A 15407-nucleotide genomic window follows, 5' to 3' on the forward strand; every position below is an offset into this window, starting at 1 on the left:
ATGAGTGTTTTATATCCGTTAATTCAGGCGCTGGTGCTGTTTGCCGTTGCGCCGCTGCTGTCCGGTGTTACCCGCGTGGCGCGTGCGCGTTTGCACAATCGCCGCGGTCCGGGCGTTTTGCAGGAATACCGCGACATTATCAAACTGCTGGGTCGTCAGAGCATTGCGCCTGCGGATTCCAGCTGGGTTTTCCGCCTGACGCCGTTTGTGATGGTGGGCGTGATGCTGACTATCGCCACTGCGTTACCGGTAGTGACCGTTGGCTCGCCGCTGCCACAACTGGGCGATCTGATCACCTTAATTTACCTGTTCGCCATCGCCCGCTTCTTCTTCTCTATCGCGGGACTGGATACCGGTAGCCCGTTTACCGCCATTGGCGCCAGCCGTGAAGCGATGCTCGGCGTGCTGGTTGAACCTATCCTGCTGCTGGGGCTGTGGGTAGCAGCACAGGTTGCGGGTTCAACCCATATCAGCAATATCGCCGATACCATTTACCACTGGCCTGCTGCGCGCAGCATCCCGCTGATTCTGGCACTGTGTGCCTGTGCTTTTGCCACCTTTATCGAAATGGGCAAACTGCCATTCGATCTGGCGGAAGCAGAGCAGGAGCTGCAGGAAGGTCCATTGACTGAATACAGCGGCAGCGGTTTTGCCGTGCTGAAGTGGGGCATTAGCCTCAAACAGCTGGTCGTTCTGCAAATGTTCGTTGGCGTGTTTCTGCCGTGGGGACAGATGGAAACCTTCACCGCCGGTGGACTGCTGCTGGCGCTGGTGATTGCCGTCGTCAAGCTGGTCCTCGGCGTGCTGGTCATCGCCCTGTTCGAAAACAGCATGGCGCGTCTGCGTTTTTGCGCCACTTCACGCGTGACCTGGGCCGGTTTTGGGTTTGCGTTTTTAGCGTTCGTCTCCTTGCTGGTGGCGTGATTTAAGAGAGTTTGAGCATGTCTGAAGAAAAATTAGGTCAACAATATCTCGCTGCGCTGCACCAGGCCTTCCCAGGCGTGGTGCTGGATGAAGCCTGGCAGACCAAAGATCAGCTGACGATCACCGTCAAGGTGAACTACCTGCCGGAAGTGGTTGAGTTCCTGTACTACAAACAGGGCGGCTGGTTATCCGTGCTGTTTGGTAACGACGAACGTCAGCTGTGTGGGCATTACGCCGTTTATTACGTGATGTCGATGGAGCAGGGCACCAAGTGCTGGATAACCGTCCGCGTTGAAGTCGATGCCAATAAGCTGGAGTTCCCGTCCGTCACACCTCGCGTTCCAGCAGCGGTGTGGGGCGAGCGTGAAGTGCGCGATATGTACGGTTTGATCCCGGTTGGTTTACCGGATGAACGTCGTCTGGTACTGCCGGATGACTGGCCGGACGAACTCTATCCGCTGCGTAAAGACAGCATGGATTATCGTCAGCGCCCGGCGCCGACTACCGATGCTGAAACCTACGAGTTCATCAACGAACTGGGCGACAAGAAAAACAACGTGGTGCCGATTGGCCCGTTGCACGTCACCTCCGATGAACCCGGTCACTTCCGCCTGTTCGTTGACGGCGAGAACATCATCGACGCCGACTACCGTCTGTTCTATGTCCACCGCGGCATGGAGAAACTGGCGGAAACCCGTATGGGTTACAACGAAGTAACGTTCCTGTCGGATCGCGTGTGCGGCATCTGCGGCTTTGCGCACAGCACCGCTTATACCACCTCCGTTGAGAATGCGATGGGCATCGTGGTGCCGGAACGTGCGCAGATGATCCGCGCCATTCTGCTGGAAGTTGAGCGTCTGCACTCGCACCTGCTGAACCTCGGCCTGGCCTGTCACTTCACCGGTTTTGATTCCGGCTTTATGCAGTTCTTCCGCGTACGTGAAACGTCGATGAAGATGGCGGAGATCCTCACCGGGGCACGTAAAACTTACGGTCTGAACCTGATCGGCGGTATTCGTCGTGACCTGCTGAAAGAAGATATGATCCAGACCCGTCAACTGGCGCAGCAGATGCGTCGTGACGTGCAGGAACTGGTCGATATGCTGCTCAGCACCCCGAACATGGAACAGCGTACCGTTGGTATTGGTCGTCTGGATCCAGAAATTGCCCGTGACTTCAGTAACGTCGGCCCGATGGTTCGCGCCAGCGGCCACGCGCGTGACACCCGCGCCGATCACCCGTTTGTCGGTTATGGTCTGCTGCCGATGGAAGTTCACAGCGAGCAGGGCTGCGATGTTATTTCTCGTCTGAAAGTCCGTATCAATGAAGTCTACACCGCGCTGAATATGATCGACTTTGGTCTGGATAACCTGCCGGGCGGCCCGCTGATGGTGGAAGGCTTTACCTATATTCCTCACCGTTTCGCACTGGGCTTTGCTGAAGCGCCGCGTGGAGATGACATCCACTGGAGCATGACCGGCGACAACCAGAAACTGTATCGCTGGCGCTGCCGTGCGGCGACCTACGCCAACTGGCCGACGCTGCGCTACATGCTGCGTGGCAATACCGTTTCCGATGCCCCGCTGATTATCGGTAGCCTCGATCCTTGCTACTCCTGTACTGACCGTATGACCGTGGTCGATGTGCGTAAGAAGAAGAGCAAAGTCGTGCCGTACAAAGAACTTGAGCGCTACAGCATCGAGCGTAAAAACTCGCCGCTGAAATAAGGAATCGCCATGTTTACCTTTATCAAAAAAGTCATCAAAACCGGGGCGCCGACGTCGTCGTATCCGCTGGAGCCGATTGCGGTCGATAAAAACTTCCGTGGCAAACCGGAACATAATCCGCAGCAGTGCATCGGCTGCGCGGCCTGTGTGAATGCGTGCCCGTCGAACGCGTTGACGGTGGAAACCGATCTGGTCACCAATGAGCTGGCGTGGCAGTTCAACCTCGGTCGCTGCATCTTCTGCGCCCGCTGCGAAGAAGTCTGCCCGACAGCGGCGATCAAGCTGTCGCAGGAGTATGAGCTGGCGGTGTGGAAGAAAGACGATTTCCTGCAGCAGTCCCGCTTTGCGCTGTGTAATTGCCGCGTATGTAACCGTCCTTTTGCGGTGCAGAAAGAGATTGATTACGCCATTGCGCTGCTTAAGCACAACGGTGATACCCGCGCGGAAAATCACCGTGAAAGCTTTGAGACCTGCCCGGACTGTAAGCGCCAGAAATGTCTGGTGCCGTCTGACCGTATTGAACTGACTCGCCATATGAAAGAGGCCAGCTGATGAGCAATTTATTAGGCCCACGTGACGCCAACGGTATTCCGGTACCGATGACGGTGGATGAATCCATTGCCAGCATGAAAGCGTCGCTGCTGAAAAGCATCAAGCGTTCAGCGTACGTTTACCGCGTGGACTGCGGCGGCTGCAACGGCTGCGAAATCGAAATCTTTGCAACGCTTTCTCCGCTGTTTGATGCCGAACGTTTTGGCATCAAAGTCGTACCGTCACCGCGCCATGCGGATATTCTGCTGTTTACCGGCGCGGTAACTCGTGCCATGCGCTCTCCGGCTCTGCGCGCCTGGCAGTCTGCGCCAGATCCGAAAATTTGTATCTCTTACGGTGCCTGCGGTAACAGCGGCGGTATCTTCCACGACTTATACTGCGTATGGGGCGGTACGGACAAAATCGTACCGGTGGACGTGTATATTCCAGGCTGTCCGCCGACGCCTGCGGCAACGCTGTACGGTTTTGCCATGGCGCTGGGTCTGCTGGAACAAAAAATTCACGCGCGTGCACCGGGTGAACTGGACGAACAGCCGGCGGAAATTCTGCATCCGGATATGGTTCAGCCGCTGCGTGTGAAGGTGGATCGCGAGGCTCGCCGTCTGGCGGGATACCGCTACGGTCGCCAGATTGCTGATGACTATATGACGCAGTTAGGGCAGGGCGAGCATCAGGTGGCGCGCTGGCTGGAAGCGGAAAACGATCCGCGTCTGACCGAGATCGTCACGCATCTTAATCATGTTGTCGAAGAGGCGCGTATCCGATGAGTGAAACGGTGGTGTTCAGTCAACTGAGCCGTAAGTTTATTGATGAGAACGATGCGACGCCCGCTGAGGCGCAGCAGGTTGTCTATTACAGCCTGGCGATTGGTCACCACCTTGGGATCATCGATTGCCTGGAAGCGGCGTTAACTTGCCCATGGGACGAATATCTGGCATGGATTGCTACCCTTGCTGAGGGAAGCGAAGCCCGCCGGAAAATGGAAGGCGTGCCGAAATACGGCGAGATCGTTATCGATTTCAACCATGTGCAAATGCTGGCGCGCGCGTTCGATGATGCGCGTGCCGTGCAGACCCCGCAGCAGCAGGAGTGGAGCAAACTGATGCTTAGCATGCTGCACGACATACACCAGGAAAGCGCCATCTATCTGATGGTGAGGAGACACCGTGACTGACGTTTTATTATGTGTGGGTAACAGCATGATGGGCGATGACGGCGCGGGCCCGCTGCTGGCTGAAATGTGTGCTGCAAATCCTCAAGGCAACTGGGTTGTCATCGATGGCGGTAGCGCGCCGGAGAACGATATTGTCGCCATCCGCGAACTGCGTCCGCAGCGTTTGTTGATTGTTGATGCCACCGATATGGGGCTGAATCCAGGCGAAATCCGCATTATCGATCCCGATGATATTGCCGAGATGTTCATGATGACCACCCATAACATGCCGCTGAACTACCTGGTCGAGCAGTTGAAAGAGGACGTTGGTGAGGTGATTTTCCTTGGTATTCAGCCGGACATCGTCGGTTTTTACTACCCGATGACACAGCCGATCAAAGACGCGGTTGATACCGTCTATCAGCGATTAGCCGGTTGGGAAGGACACGGTGGATTCTCCGAGCTGGAAGCGCCAGAAGAGTAAACCGTATCAGTGCCGGATGTGAACGACATCCGGCCTGTTTTCCCAGTGTATCCTCGTCAGTCAATTGCCTGCTCAATAATTAATTTCCCCTGCATCACTGATACATTCACTGCCGTTCCGGTCGGAAATCCAGCTTGTTCCAGCCAGTCGCCGTTCAGCGTGAGCGAGGCGTGACGACTAATTCGTCGCGTGTAACCCGTTTTTGGATCTTCATGGCGTTTTCTGACATAGCTGACTTTCAGGCGACGTACCGGTTTGGTGATTGCCACTGCTGTTTTGCCCTTTTTATCAAACATGCACGCTTCCTTGTGGTGAACGGCCAGGATTAAAAACTACTGAATAAAATGCCAGTAAAAAAGGGGGAGGGCAAACCTGAAACTGGAAGGACGATTCCAAATCTGGAATGTAATAAATGAAATGAAAATATGTACTTCTGCCGGAAGGCTGTAACCCCCTCCGGCAGATCCGTCATGCCAGATCGGCACCGTTACTGGCGATGACTTTTTTGTACCACCAGAATGATTTCTTACGGGTGCGCGCCAGCGTGCCGTTGCCCGCGTCATCGCGGTCCACGTACACAAAACCGTAGCGTTTGCTCATCTCACCGGTTGAGGCAGAAACCAGATCGATACAGCCCCAGGTGGTGTAACCCATCAGCGGCACGCCATCTTCAATCGCGTCTGCCATGGCGCGAATATGTTCGCGTAAATAGCTGATGCGATAGTCGTCATTGATCTCACCGTTAGCATCAATTTCATCTTTCGCTCCCAGCCCGTTTTCCACCAGAAACAGCGGCTTCTGGTAGCGGTCATACATCATATTCATGGTGATGCGCAGGCCGAGCGGATCGATGCCCCAGCCCCATTCACTGGCGGCAATGTACGGATTACGCAGCGACTTCACCACGTTGGCAGCGCTGGTATTGCCCGTGTTCATTTCAGCGGAGGCGCAGCGCGATGCGTAATAGCTGAACGAGACGAAATCGACGGTGTTTTTCAGGATGTCGTCATCTTCCGGGGCTTTTTCGATTACCACGCCTTTTTCGCGAAACACGCGGGCAGAGTAAGCCGGGTAGGCCCCGCGAGCCTGCACATCAATAAAGAACAGGTTTTCGCGGTCTTTTTCCAGCGCGGTCCACACATCTTCCGGCTTACACGAATAAGGATAAAAATTACCGCCAGCCAGCATACAACCGACCTGGTTTTGCGGATTAATTTCATGGGCTATTTTAGTCGCCAGGGCGCTGGCTATCAGTTCGTGGTGAGCGGACTGATATTTCACCTGATCCTGATTTTCACCTTCTTCAAATACCAGCCCGGCGCCTGAAAAGGGGCTGTGCAGCATAATGTTGATTTCGTTGAACGTCAGCCAGTACTTCACCAGACCGTCAAAGGCCTCGAAGCAGGTACGGGCGTAGCGGGTAAAGAACTCCACCATTTTGCGGTTACGCCAGGAGCCGTACTCGGTGACCAGGTGCATAGGCACATCGAAGTGACACAGCGTGACTAATGGCTCAATACCGTATTTCTTACACTCGGCAAACACGGCCCGATAAAACGCGATTCCGTCTTCATTCGGCGCCATCTCGTCGCCGTTGGGGTAGAGGCGGCTCCAGGCAATGGAAGTACGAAAAACCGTAAACCCCATTTCCGCCATCAGCGCGATATCTTCTTTATAGCGATGATAAAAGTCGATCGCCTGATGGCTGGGATAAAATTCGTCATCCCGCAGCGTAAAGCGCTTCTCCTGACCCAGTTTGACGGGCATGCGGTGTGTGCCGTGGGGGATCATATCGACGGTAGTCAGCCCTTTGCCGCCTTCCCGGTATGCCCCTTCAGACTGGTTGGCGGCCAATGCGCCGCCCCATAAAAATCCTTGCGGAAAAACAGACATAATTAACCTCAGTTCATACCAGTCAAATGCTGGCTCCATTGATATTGCCCGGTTGTGCGGCCTGGTTTTTTCTGGCCTGCGCGGCTGCATCTTCGACAGGAATATCTTCAAAGCCGAGAATCAGTGTTAATACAAAGGAAAGCACTACCGCCAGCGCCATCACGCCAAATACCCAAACGATGGTCATCGGATTGGCCGGATCGAAAAATTGTACGCTGGTGAACAGGCCCGGAGCCGCCATGGAATGGCTTGCAAGCCCGGCCATTCCGGCAACAGCACCGCAGATAAAACCGCTGATAAGGCTCGCAATCAGCGGACGTTTCAGGCGAATTGCCACGCCATACAGCGCGGGTTCAGAAATGCCCGCCATGATGGCTGAGGCGGCTGCCGCTAACGCAGTCTGGCGCAGCTCCGGGTTTTTGGTTTTCCATGCCACTGCCAGCGATGAACCACCTAACGACAAATTGGCGCCGATTTCCGACGGCATCACCATGCCTTCTTTTCCGGTTTCGGCAATGGTCTGAATAATGGTTGGCGTAAAGACGCGGTGCATACCGGTCATTACCAGCAGCGGCCACAGCGCGCCCATAATGGCCACCGACAGCCAGCCGAGATAGCCGTGAATGGTATAGACCAGCGCTGAAATTGCGCTACCGATCCAGATACCGATTGGGCCAATGATGACGATGGCGAGCGGGGCGGCGATCAGCACGATCAGCATCGGTTTGAGGAAGTTTTTGGTCACCGCCGGAGTAATACGATCGACCCAACGTTCGATGTATGACAAGCACCAGGTCATGACCAGCGCCGGGATCACCGTGTAGGTGTATTTCACCGCCGTCACCGGGATTAGGGCAAACTCAACGTGCTCACCCTGCGCGGCCTTCGCCATCAGCTCGATAAAGCTGGGATGCACCAGTACGCCCGCGATGGCGATAGCCAGCGACATGTTGGTTTTAAATTTGATAGCGGCCGACGCGGCGACCATCAGCGGCAGGAAGAAGAATGCACCGTCGCCAATGACGGTCAGAATGGTGAGCGTGGACGATCCTTTCACCAGCACGCCGGTCATTTCCAGAACCATCGCCAGCAGCTTGAGCATTGATCCGCCGATAATCGCCGGGATCAACGGCGACATAGTGCCGATCAGCGCATCAAGGATCCCCGCGCCAATCCGCTTCAGCGTCAGTCGGGGTTTGGTTTGCGGCTCAGCAGGCTGCATGTTGGCAGGCAACAGGCTGATCACTTCGCGATATGCCTGCGAAACGGTGTTGCCGATAATCACCTGGCACTGGTTCTCGTTGCGCACCACGCCCAACACGCCAGTGAGGGACTTCAGCGTCGCGCTGTCGACCTGCGAGTCATCTTTGATAACGAAACGCAAACGGGTCATACAGTGGGTCACTGCTGTGATGTTGTCGACGCCTCCCAGAGCCGTCACAACGGAGCGCGCCAGCGCTGCATAATTCTTGGACATCGGATTTAATCCTGTTTTATCAGTAGAGTACGTTATGTTTTATCCGTTTACGTGGGTCGCTTTTCTGGGTTGATGAAACGCAGATAGGAAACCGGTTCCACAAAATCATGTTTAAATTACATAAACTGATCAAGATTTAATTTTGATCATTTCTTGTAATTGCGACTCCGATCACCAGATGTCAGCGTCTGCGATTTAGCAGCAAGGACAGCGGCAAAGCGGTGCAGTACACTGCGTCACATTGAGAGAAAAGGGATGAGTAATATGACCACGATGCTGGAGGTGGCGAAGCGTGCCGGGGTGTCGAAAGCGACGGTTTCCCGGGTGCTTTCCGGGAACGGCTATGTTAGCCAGGAAACCAAAGACCGCGTGTTTCAGGCCATTGAAGAGAGTGGTTACCGCCCAAATTTGCTGGCGCGCAGTCTCGCAGCGAAAACCACGCAGACACTGGGTCTGGTGGTAACAAATACCCTTTATCACGGCGTCTATTTCAGCGAACTGCTGTTTCATACCGCGCGGATGGCGGAAGATAAAGGACGCCAGCTGTTACTGGCTGACGGTAAGCACAGCGCTGAGGAAGAGCGCCAGGCGATCCAGTACCTGCTCGACCTGCGCTGTGACGCGATTATGATTTATCCGCGTTTTCTCAGCGTGGATGAGATAGACGATATCATCGATGCCCACAGCCAGCCGATTATGGTGCTTAATCGACGCCTGCGGAAAAACAGTAGCCACAGCGTATGGTGCGATCAAAAGCAGACCAGCTTTAACGCCGTTACTCAGCTCATTGCATCCGGGCATAAAGAGATTGGTTTTATTACCGGCTCGATGGATTCGCCAACCGGCGTGGAGCGACTTTCAGGCTATAAAGACGCGCTGGCACATCATGGTATCGCGCTAAATAATGATCTGATTGTTAAAGGGAAATGGACGCCAGCCTGCGGCGCTGCGGGTGTGAAAACTTTGCTTTCGCGCAAGGTCAATTTTACCGCGCTGGTGGCCAGTAATGACGATATGGCGATCGGCGCGATGAAGCAGTTGCATGAGTATGGCGTGAGCGTTCCCGCACAGGTGTCGGTGATTGGCTTTGATGATATCGCCCTCGCGCCATACACTATTCCGGCGCTTTCCAGCGTTAAAATTCCGGTAACCGAAATGATTCAGGAAACGATTGGGCGCCTGATCTTTATGTTAGGTGACGGGGCGTTTACGCCGCCAAAGACCTTCACCGGTGAACTCATTGCGCGCGACTCAGTTGCGCCGCCCGTTTCGCGCTGACGGCTGTCATTTGTCATCGTCACTAGTGACGATGACACGCTCTTCTTGCGTTCTTCAAAATAAAACTCTTTTAATAACAATGAATTAAATTCTGGCACGATTTGTGTATGTTTCGGCAGATATTCTGTCATTGCTGGAGAAATTGATGAACCGTTTCATCATTGCAGACGCCAATAAATGCATTGGTTGCCGTACCTGTGAAGTGGCCTGCGTGGTATCCCATCAGGATAACCAGGACTGCGCATCGCTGACCCCTGAAACCTTTTTACCCCGCATTCACGTCATCAAAGGCGTTAATGTCTCCACGGCGACGCTGTGCCGCCAGTGCGAAGACGCGCCGTGCGCTAACGTCTGCCCGAACGGTGCGATCAGCCGTGATAAAGGCTTTGTCCACGTAATGCAGGAACGCTGCATTGGCTGTAAAACCTGCGTTGTGGCTTGCCCTTATGGTGCAATGGAAGTGGTTGTGCGTCCGGTTGTGCGTAACAGCGGCGCGGGTCTGAACGTCCGTGCTGAAAAAGCTGAAGCCAATAAGTGCGACCTGTGCCACCATCGTGAGGCCGGTCCTGCCTGTATGGAAGTGTGCCCGACTCACGCGCTGATATATGTGGATCGCAATAAGCTTGAGCAACTTAGCGCGGAAAAACGCCGTCGCGCCGCGCTGGATTCCACCGCATCTTTGCTGTTCTGATATCTGAAAATCCGCGTAAAATACGGTAGTACTTATGCCGGATGGCGACTTCGCCTTATCCGGCCTACTGTTCGCATCCACGTAGGCCTGATAAGCGTAGCGCCATCAGGCAAACCGGGATAGATGACTGCGGGAACGACTTAATGACAATAAACAACCACTCCGGCGTACAGCTGCGTATTCGCGGTAAGGTACAGGGCGTCGGATTTCGCCCCTACGTCTGGCAACTGGCGCAGCGGTTACAACTGCATGGCGATGTGTGTAACGACGGTGACGGTGTGGTTGTGCGCTTACAGGAAGATCCAGCGGAATTTATTGCGCAGTTGCATCAACACTGCCCACCGCTGGCGCGCATTGACAGCGTTGAGAGCGAACCATTCGCCTGGACGCAGCAGCCTGCCGATTTCTCGATTCGTCAAAGTGCTGGCGGTACGATGAATACGCAAATTGTTCCGGACGCCGCGACCTGTCCCGAATGCCTTGTTGAAATGAACACCCCCGGCGAACGTCGTTACCGATACCCCTTTATCAACTGCACCCACTGTGGTCCGCGTTTTACGATTATCCGCGCTATGCCCTACGATCGTCCGTTTACCGTAATGGCGTCATTCCCGCTCTGCGCGCAATGTGACAAAGAGTATCGCGATCCGTACGACCGTCGTTTCCACGCCCAGCCAGTGGCTTGTCCGGCATGCGGCCCTCATCTGGAGTGGTTCTGTGCGGGTGAGCGGGTGGAGAAAGAAGAGGCGCTACAGGCGGCGGTATCGCGGCTGAAAGCAGGCGGTATTGTGGCGGTTAAAGGCATTGGTGGGTTTCATCTGGTGTGCGATGCGCGAAATGATAACGCCGTAGCGCTACTCAGGCTGCGCAAACACCGTCCGGCGAAACCTCTGGCAGTGATGCTGCCCTCTGATGAAGGATTGCCTGAACCCGCTCGTCGTTTGCTGACTACCCCTGCTGCGCCGATCGTGCTGGTGCAGAAACGCTATGTCGCTGCATTGAGCGAGGGCATTGCGCCAGGGTTAACGGAGGTTGGCGTTATGCTGCCAGCGAATCCGTTACAGCATTTGCTCTTACAAGAGATGAATTGTCCGCTGGTGATGACCTCTGGCAACCTCAGCGGCAGGCCTCCGGCCATTACCAACGCCCAGGCGCTGGAAGATTTACACGACATTGCCGATGGTTTCCTGCTGCATAATCGCGAAATTGTGCAGCGGATGGATGACTCCGTGGTGCGTGACAGTGGGGAAATGCTGCGTCGTTCCCGGGGTTATGTGCCGGATGCGGTCGCACTACCGCCGGGATTTCTCGGCGTGCCGCCGATGCTGTGCTTAGGCGCGGATCTGAAAAATACTTTCTGTCTGGTACGTGGCGAACAAGCGGTTATCAGCCAGCATTTGGGCGATCTCAGCGATGACGGCATTCAGCAACAGTGGCGTGATGCGCTACGCCTGATCCAGAACATTTATGATTTTACGCCGCAGCGTATCGTGCATGATGCACACCCTGGCTATGTTTCCAGCCAGTGGGCCAGCGAAATGGAGCTGCCAACTGAAACGGTGCTGCATCACCATGCGCATGCCGCTGCATGTCTTGCGGAGCACAGCTGGCCGCTCGACGGTGGCGACGTGATTGCTCTGACGCTAGACGGTATCGGCATGGGGGAAAACGGCGCGCTGTGGGGTGGGGAGTGTTTGCGGGTCAACTATCGTGAATGCGAACACCTTGGCGGCTTACCGGCGGTAGCGCTGGCGGGTGGCGATCTGGCGGCAAAACAGCCGTGGCGTAATCTGCTCGCGCAGTGCCTGCGTTTTGTTTCTGACTGGCAGCGTTATCCGGAAACATCGGCGCTGCAACATCAAAACTGGAGCATGCTGGCGCGCGCTATTGAACGGGGAATTAACGCTCCGCTGGCGTCATCGTGCGGACGACTGTTTGACGCTGTTGCCGCCGCGTTGCAATGTGCGCCGGAATCGTTGAGTTATGAAGGTGAAGCGGCCTGTGCGCTTGAGGCGATGGCATCGCAATGTGATGGCGTTGATCACCCTGTCACGCTGCCGCTTGATGACAATCAGCTGGACTTAGCGGTTTTTTGGCAGCAATGGTTGAACTGGCAGGCCAAACCAGCAGAAAGGGCGTGGGCGTTTCACGACGCACTGGCGCGTGGGTTTGCCACTCTGATGCGAAAGCAGGCCGAAGCGCGCGGGATTAAGACGTTAGTATTCAGTGGTGGCGTGATGCATAACCGCTTATTGTCGGCCCGGCTGGCGTTTTATCTGCGTGATTTTACCTTACTGTTCCCGCAGCGTTTACCGGCGGGCGACGGCGGGTTGTCATTGGGGCAGGGCGTGATTGCCGCGGCGCGAACGTTGGCGCAAAAATAAAAAAAGCCCCGGGACTGGCGGGGCAAGAAAAACATGTCGGGGCATACCGACAAGTGGCAACGCACATCCATGTGCGTGAGGTTAATAAATCAGTAGCAGCGTTGCCGGGCAGGTCGTAGGCCGGATAAGGCGCGAAGCGGCGCCATCCGGCATTGCAGACTTACACGGGCAACGTTTTCAGCAGTGCAAAGGCCTCTTTCATGCGGTCTTCACTGACGACAAACGCACACAGCTGGCCTTCGTCGTTCATCCCTCTGGCGACCATCCCCTGAGCTTCGGCAGCGATGTGCCAGTTCAGATCGCGGCTCTGGGTTTCCCCGGCCAAATGCAAAGGCAGTTCTGGCGTTTTGACTTTTACCAGCATGGCTGGCAGTTTCAATGGCGCATTGCCGCCGAGCAGGTTTTTCGCCAGATACATGGCGCTCAGTTGAATCGGCTGCAGGAACGGAAGTACCTGACCGTTAATTTCCGCACAGTCGCCGAGAGCATAAATGTCCGGGTGGCTGGTTTGCAGGTAACTATCGACGCAGACGCCACGATTGATGTTCAATCCAGCGCGACGCGCCAGTGCGGTCTCCGGGCGTAAGCCGGTTGCAGCGATCACCGCATCGACCTCTACGCTGCGGCTACGATCGAGCGTGGCGCGAATACCTGACGCCGTTTTCTCCAGCCCCTGAAGCTGTGATTTCAGCAGCAGGTGTACGCCCATATCGGTCAGACGATGCTGTAAGCGACTGCTGACTTCCGGCGGCATCAGCGAAGCCAGAATGCTGGCGGCGTTGTCGATAAGCGTTACTGCTTTACCGGCACGACAAAAATCCATCGCCAGTTCACTGCCAATCAGGCCGCCGCCGACAATTAGCACCCGCTGGGCGTCACGCAGCTGCGTTTCACAAGCGCGATACTCTTGTTGGCTGTTCAACGTGAGCATTAACTCACGTCCGGTAACCGGCGGTACAAAGGCTGAAGCGCCCGTCGCCAGCACCAGCTTGTCGTACAGCCACTGCTGATCCTGGCTTTTCACTACGTGGGCATCAGCATCGATGTCGGTTACCCAGGTGTGCGGAAACAGGCGCAAATTAAACTGTTCGGCAAACTCCCCCGCCGACTGGCGGGTGAGGTCGTCTGCACGCTGTGACTGACTGATAACATGGCTGAGATCGGGCTTGTTGTACTCATCCATGCTGTCCGCAGCAATCAAGGTCAGCGGGACATGTGCATCCTGCTTACGGATATTTTTGACTAACTGGCGGGCGGCGAAGCCCGAACCAATAATGACAATTCCGCGGCTCATTTTGCCTCCGTTGCCAGTACGTCGAAGACGTCTTTACCTAATGAACATTCTGGACACAGGAAATTATCCGGCACGTCGCTCCACGGTGTACCCGGCGCGACATCCTGCAGCGGTTCACCTTTTGCTGGGTCGTAAATCCACTGGCACACGCTGCACTGCATGCTAGGGCCAAGATCGGCGGCAGCCGCAGCGGCGCAAGCGCACTCTTCTTCTTTGGATGCGGCTTTCACGGTTGCTTCCGGCAGCGGAGCAAGTGCCCACTGACGAGCGATTTCACGGCCGTGCTGGCGGCACAGTTCCAGTGCATCCAGGTCCGGACGCCATTTCGCCTTCAGGCTCAGCGACATTTCGAAACCAGCATCCTGCAAACGCGTGGACAAACGGTCTACTGCACCGCCGCTCCAGCCGTGTGAACCAAAGGCGCTGGCGCGTTTGTTACGAAAACGCAGGCCGGTCATCTCTTCCACCAAACCGGCGATTTTTGGCATCATCACGTTGTTCATCGTCGAAGTACCGACCAGCACGCCTTTTGAGCGGAAGACGTTAGTCAGAACTTCGTTCTTATCGCTACGGGCGACGTTAAAGATTTTTACTGCCACGTTCGGGTCAACTTCGTTGATGCCCTGGGCAATGGTGTCGGCCATCATGCGGGTGTTGTTGGACATGGTGTCGTAGAAAATGGTGATGCGGTCTTCCTGATAATCCGCCGCCCATTTCAGATACATTTCCACGATTTGCGTCGGGTTGTCGCGCCATACCACGCCGTGGGAAGTAGCAATCATATCGACAGGTAGGTTGAAGCCGAGGATCTCAGTAATTTTCGGTGTAACCAGACGGCTGAACGGCGTCAGAATGTTGGCGTAGTAACGCTGGCACTGTTCGAACAGTTCGGTCTGGTCAACTTCGTCGTTAAACAGACGTTCGTCGCAGTAGTGCTGACCGAAGGCGTCGTTACTGAACAGCACCGCGTCGCCGGTCATGTAGGTCATCATGCTGTCAGGCCAGTGCAGCATTGGCGTTTCAACGAAGATCAGCTGTTTGCCGTTACCAATGTCCAGTGAATCACCGGTTTTCACCACGTTGAAATTCCACTCCGGGTGATGGTGATGCCCGTTGATGGAGTCAATGGCGTTGGCTGTGCAGTAAATCGGCGTATCCGGGATGCAGGACATCAGTTCAGTCAGCGCCCCAGCATGGTCTTCTTCCGCATGGTTAATGATGATGTAGTCGATATCCGCGAGGTCAATTTCACTGCGCAGGTTCTGTACGAATTCACGGCTAAACTTGTGGTCTACTGTATCGATCAGGACATTTTTTTCTTCACGGATGAGATAGCTGTTGTAGCTGCTGCCGCGCAGCGTTTTGTATTCAGTACCGTGGAAATCACGAACTTCCCAGTCACGTTGGCCAACCCAATGAATGTTATTTTTAACCAGAATAGACATAGCAACCTCAGTAATTAATTCAGCGTTTTTCTAAAAAAGATGTTTTGCTTATTGCAGGTTGCGTGCCAACTTTTTATTTTATTGATTTTAAAGGGTTTATTGTTT

General features: G+C 55.0%; 14 protein-coding genes. 9 read left to right on the forward strand and 5 right to left on the reverse strand.

The genetic code is table 11. From position 1 onward, the window contains the following. From OGY83_RS21000 to hycI, 6 genes are read left to right on the forward strand one after another with little or no spacing between them, the layout of a single operon-like run. Positions 1-924 (forward strand): respiratory chain complex I subunit 1 family protein, encoded by a 924-nt coding sequence (locus tag OGY83_RS21000; RefSeq protein ID WP_003825914.1) that lies wholly within the window; start codon positions 1-3, stop codon positions 922-924. A 17-nt stretch (positions 925-941) separates the two neighbouring features. Continuing rightward, positions 942-2651 carry a formate hydrogenlyase subunit HycE gene (gene hycE / locus OGY83_RS21005; RefSeq protein WP_003037393.1) on the forward strand — a complete coding sequence of 570 codons (1710 nt, stop codon included), beginning with the start codon at positions 942-944 and terminating at the stop codon, positions 2649-2651. 9 nt (positions 2652-2660) lie between these two features. Further along, positions 2661-3203: a formate hydrogenlyase complex iron-sulfur subunit gene (locus tag OGY83_RS21010; protein WP_032944742.1), complete on the forward strand. Its 543-nt coding sequence runs from the start codon at positions 2661-2663 to the stop codon at positions 3201-3203. Beyond that, positions 3203-3970 carry a formate hydrogenlyase subunit HycG gene (hycG, locus tag OGY83_RS21015; protein ID WP_003037388.1) on the forward strand — a complete coding sequence of 256 codons (768 nt, stop codon included), beginning with the start codon at positions 3203-3205 and terminating at the stop codon, positions 3968-3970. The genes OGY83_RS21010 and hycG overlap by 1 nt, the downstream gene beginning before the upstream one ends. Continuing rightward, complete coding sequence (locus OGY83_RS21020) at positions 3967-4377, forward strand: formate hydrogenlyase maturation HycH family protein (protein ID WP_003037385.1); 411 nt, start codon at positions 3967-3969, stop codon at positions 4375-4377. The genes hycG and OGY83_RS21020 overlap by 4 nt, the downstream gene beginning before the upstream one ends. Continuing rightward, the gene (hycI, locus tag OGY83_RS21025; protein WP_286636837.1) at positions 4370-4840 is read left to right on the forward strand and encodes a hydrogenase maturation peptidase HycI; all 471 of its coding nucleotides are present in this window, start codon (positions 4370-4372) and stop codon (positions 4838-4840) included. Before OGY83_RS21020 ends, hycI begins: the two co-directional genes overlap by 8 nt. Positions 4841-4896: 56 nt before the next feature. On the opposite strand, the gene OGY83_RS21030 is transcribed toward hycI, so the two are convergent. The 3 genes from OGY83_RS21030 to ascF form a co-directional block, all read right to left on the reverse strand. Further along, positions 4897-5136, reverse strand: coding sequence for a SymE family type I addiction module toxin (locus tag OGY83_RS21030; protein WP_003825923.1), 240 nt, complete (start codon positions 5134-5136; stop codon positions 4897-4899). 172 nt (positions 5137-5308) lie between these two features. Next, positions 5309-6733, reverse strand: a complete 1425-nt coding sequence (locus OGY83_RS21035) for a 6-phospho-beta-glucosidase (protein WP_079938795.1) — start codon at positions 6731-6733, stop codon at positions 5309-5311. 22 nt (positions 6734-6755) lie between these two features. Further along, positions 6756-8210 carry a PTS cellobiose/arbutin/salicin transporter subunit IIBC gene (ascF, locus tag OGY83_RS21040; protein ID WP_286636838.1) on the reverse strand — a complete coding sequence of 485 codons (1455 nt, stop codon included), beginning with the start codon at positions 8208-8210 and terminating at the stop codon, positions 6756-6758. A 264-nt stretch (positions 8211-8474) separates the two neighbouring features. Here ascF and OGY83_RS21045 point away from each other — a divergent pair, with 264 nt between their 5' ends. The 3 genes from OGY83_RS21045 to hypF all read left to right on the forward strand — a co-directional run bounded on the left by OGY83_RS21045 (position 8475) and on the right by hypF (position 12563). Continuing rightward, positions 8475-9488 carry a LacI family DNA-binding transcriptional regulator gene (locus OGY83_RS21045; RefSeq protein WP_286636908.1) on the forward strand — a complete coding sequence of 338 codons (1014 nt, stop codon included), beginning with the start codon at positions 8475-8477 and terminating at the stop codon, positions 9486-9488. Positions 9489-9633: 145 nt separating this feature from the next. Next, a complete protein-coding gene (hydN, locus tag OGY83_RS21050; RefSeq protein ID WP_003037366.1) occupies positions 9634-10179 on the forward strand; it encodes an electron transport protein HydN in 546 nt (181 codons plus the stop codon). Between the two features lie 143 nt (positions 10180-10322). Then, positions 10323-12563, forward strand: a complete 2241-nt coding sequence (gene hypF, locus OGY83_RS21055) for a carbamoyltransferase HypF (RefSeq protein ID WP_286636839.1) — start codon at positions 10323-10325, stop codon at positions 12561-12563. 160 nt (positions 12564-12723) lie between these two features. On the opposite strand, the gene norW is transcribed toward hypF, so the two are convergent. After that, entirely contained in the window at positions 12724-13857 is a 1134-nt protein-coding gene (gene norW, locus OGY83_RS21060) for an NADH:flavorubredoxin reductase NorW (protein WP_286636840.1), read from the reverse strand. Continuing rightward, positions 13854-15302, reverse strand: coding sequence for an anaerobic nitric oxide reductase flavorubredoxin (gene norV / locus OGY83_RS21065; protein ID WP_286636841.1), 1449 nt, complete (start codon positions 15300-15302; stop codon positions 13854-13856). The genes norW and norV overlap by 4 nt, the downstream gene beginning before the upstream one ends. Positions 15303-15407 lie beyond the last annotated feature (105 nt).

The sequence above is a fragment of the Citrobacter sp. Cpo090 genome, assembly GCF_030332665.1.
Lineage (GTDB): Bacteria > Pseudomonadota > Gammaproteobacteria > Enterobacterales > Enterobacteriaceae > Citrobacter > Citrobacter portucalensis.

Coding starts and splice junctions, on each gene's coding strand:
- OGY83_RS21030 (WP_003825923.1), bottom strand. CDS start 5,136: ATGTTTGATAAAAAGGGCAAAACAGCAGTGGCAATCACCAAACCGGTA.
- OGY83_RS21020 (WP_003037385.1), top strand. CDS start 3,967: ATGAGTGAAACGGTGGTGTTCAGTCAACTGAGCCGTAAGTTTATTGAT.
- hycG (WP_003037388.1), top strand. CDS start 3,203: ATGAGCAATTTATTAGGCCCACGTGACGCCAACGGTATTCCGGTACCG.
- OGY83_RS21035 (WP_079938795.1), bottom strand. CDS start 6,733: ATGTCTGTTTTTCCGCAAGGATTTTTATGGGGCGGCGCATTGGCCGCC.
- OGY83_RS21000 (WP_003825914.1), top strand. CDS start 1: ATGAGTGTTTTATATCCGTTAATTCAGGCGCTGGTGCTGTTTGCCGTT.
- OGY83_RS21045 (WP_286636908.1), top strand. CDS start 8,475: ATGACCACGATGCTGGAGGTGGCGAAGCGTGCCGGGGTGTCGAAAGCG.
- norV (WP_286636841.1), bottom strand. CDS start 15,302: ATGTCTATTCTGGTTAAAAATAACATTCATTGGGTTGGCCAACGTGAC.
- hycE (WP_003037393.1), top strand. CDS start 942: ATGTCTGAAGAAAAATTAGGTCAACAATATCTCGCTGCGCTGCACCAG.
- hypF (WP_286636839.1), top strand. CDS start 10,323: ATGACAATAAACAACCACTCCGGCGTACAGCTGCGTATTCGCGGTAAG.
- ascF (WP_286636838.1), bottom strand. CDS start 8,210: ATGTCCAAGAATTATGCAGCGCTGGCGCGCTCCGTTGTGACGGCTCTG.
- norW (WP_286636840.1), bottom strand. CDS start 13,857: ATGAGCCGCGGAATTGTCATTATTGGTTCGGGCTTCGCCGCCCGCCAG.
- hydN (WP_003037366.1), top strand. CDS start 9,634: ATGAACCGTTTCATCATTGCAGACGCCAATAAATGCATTGGTTGCCGT.
- OGY83_RS21010 (WP_032944742.1), top strand. CDS start 2,661: ATGTTTACCTTTATCAAAAAAGTCATCAAAACCGGGGCGCCGACGTCG.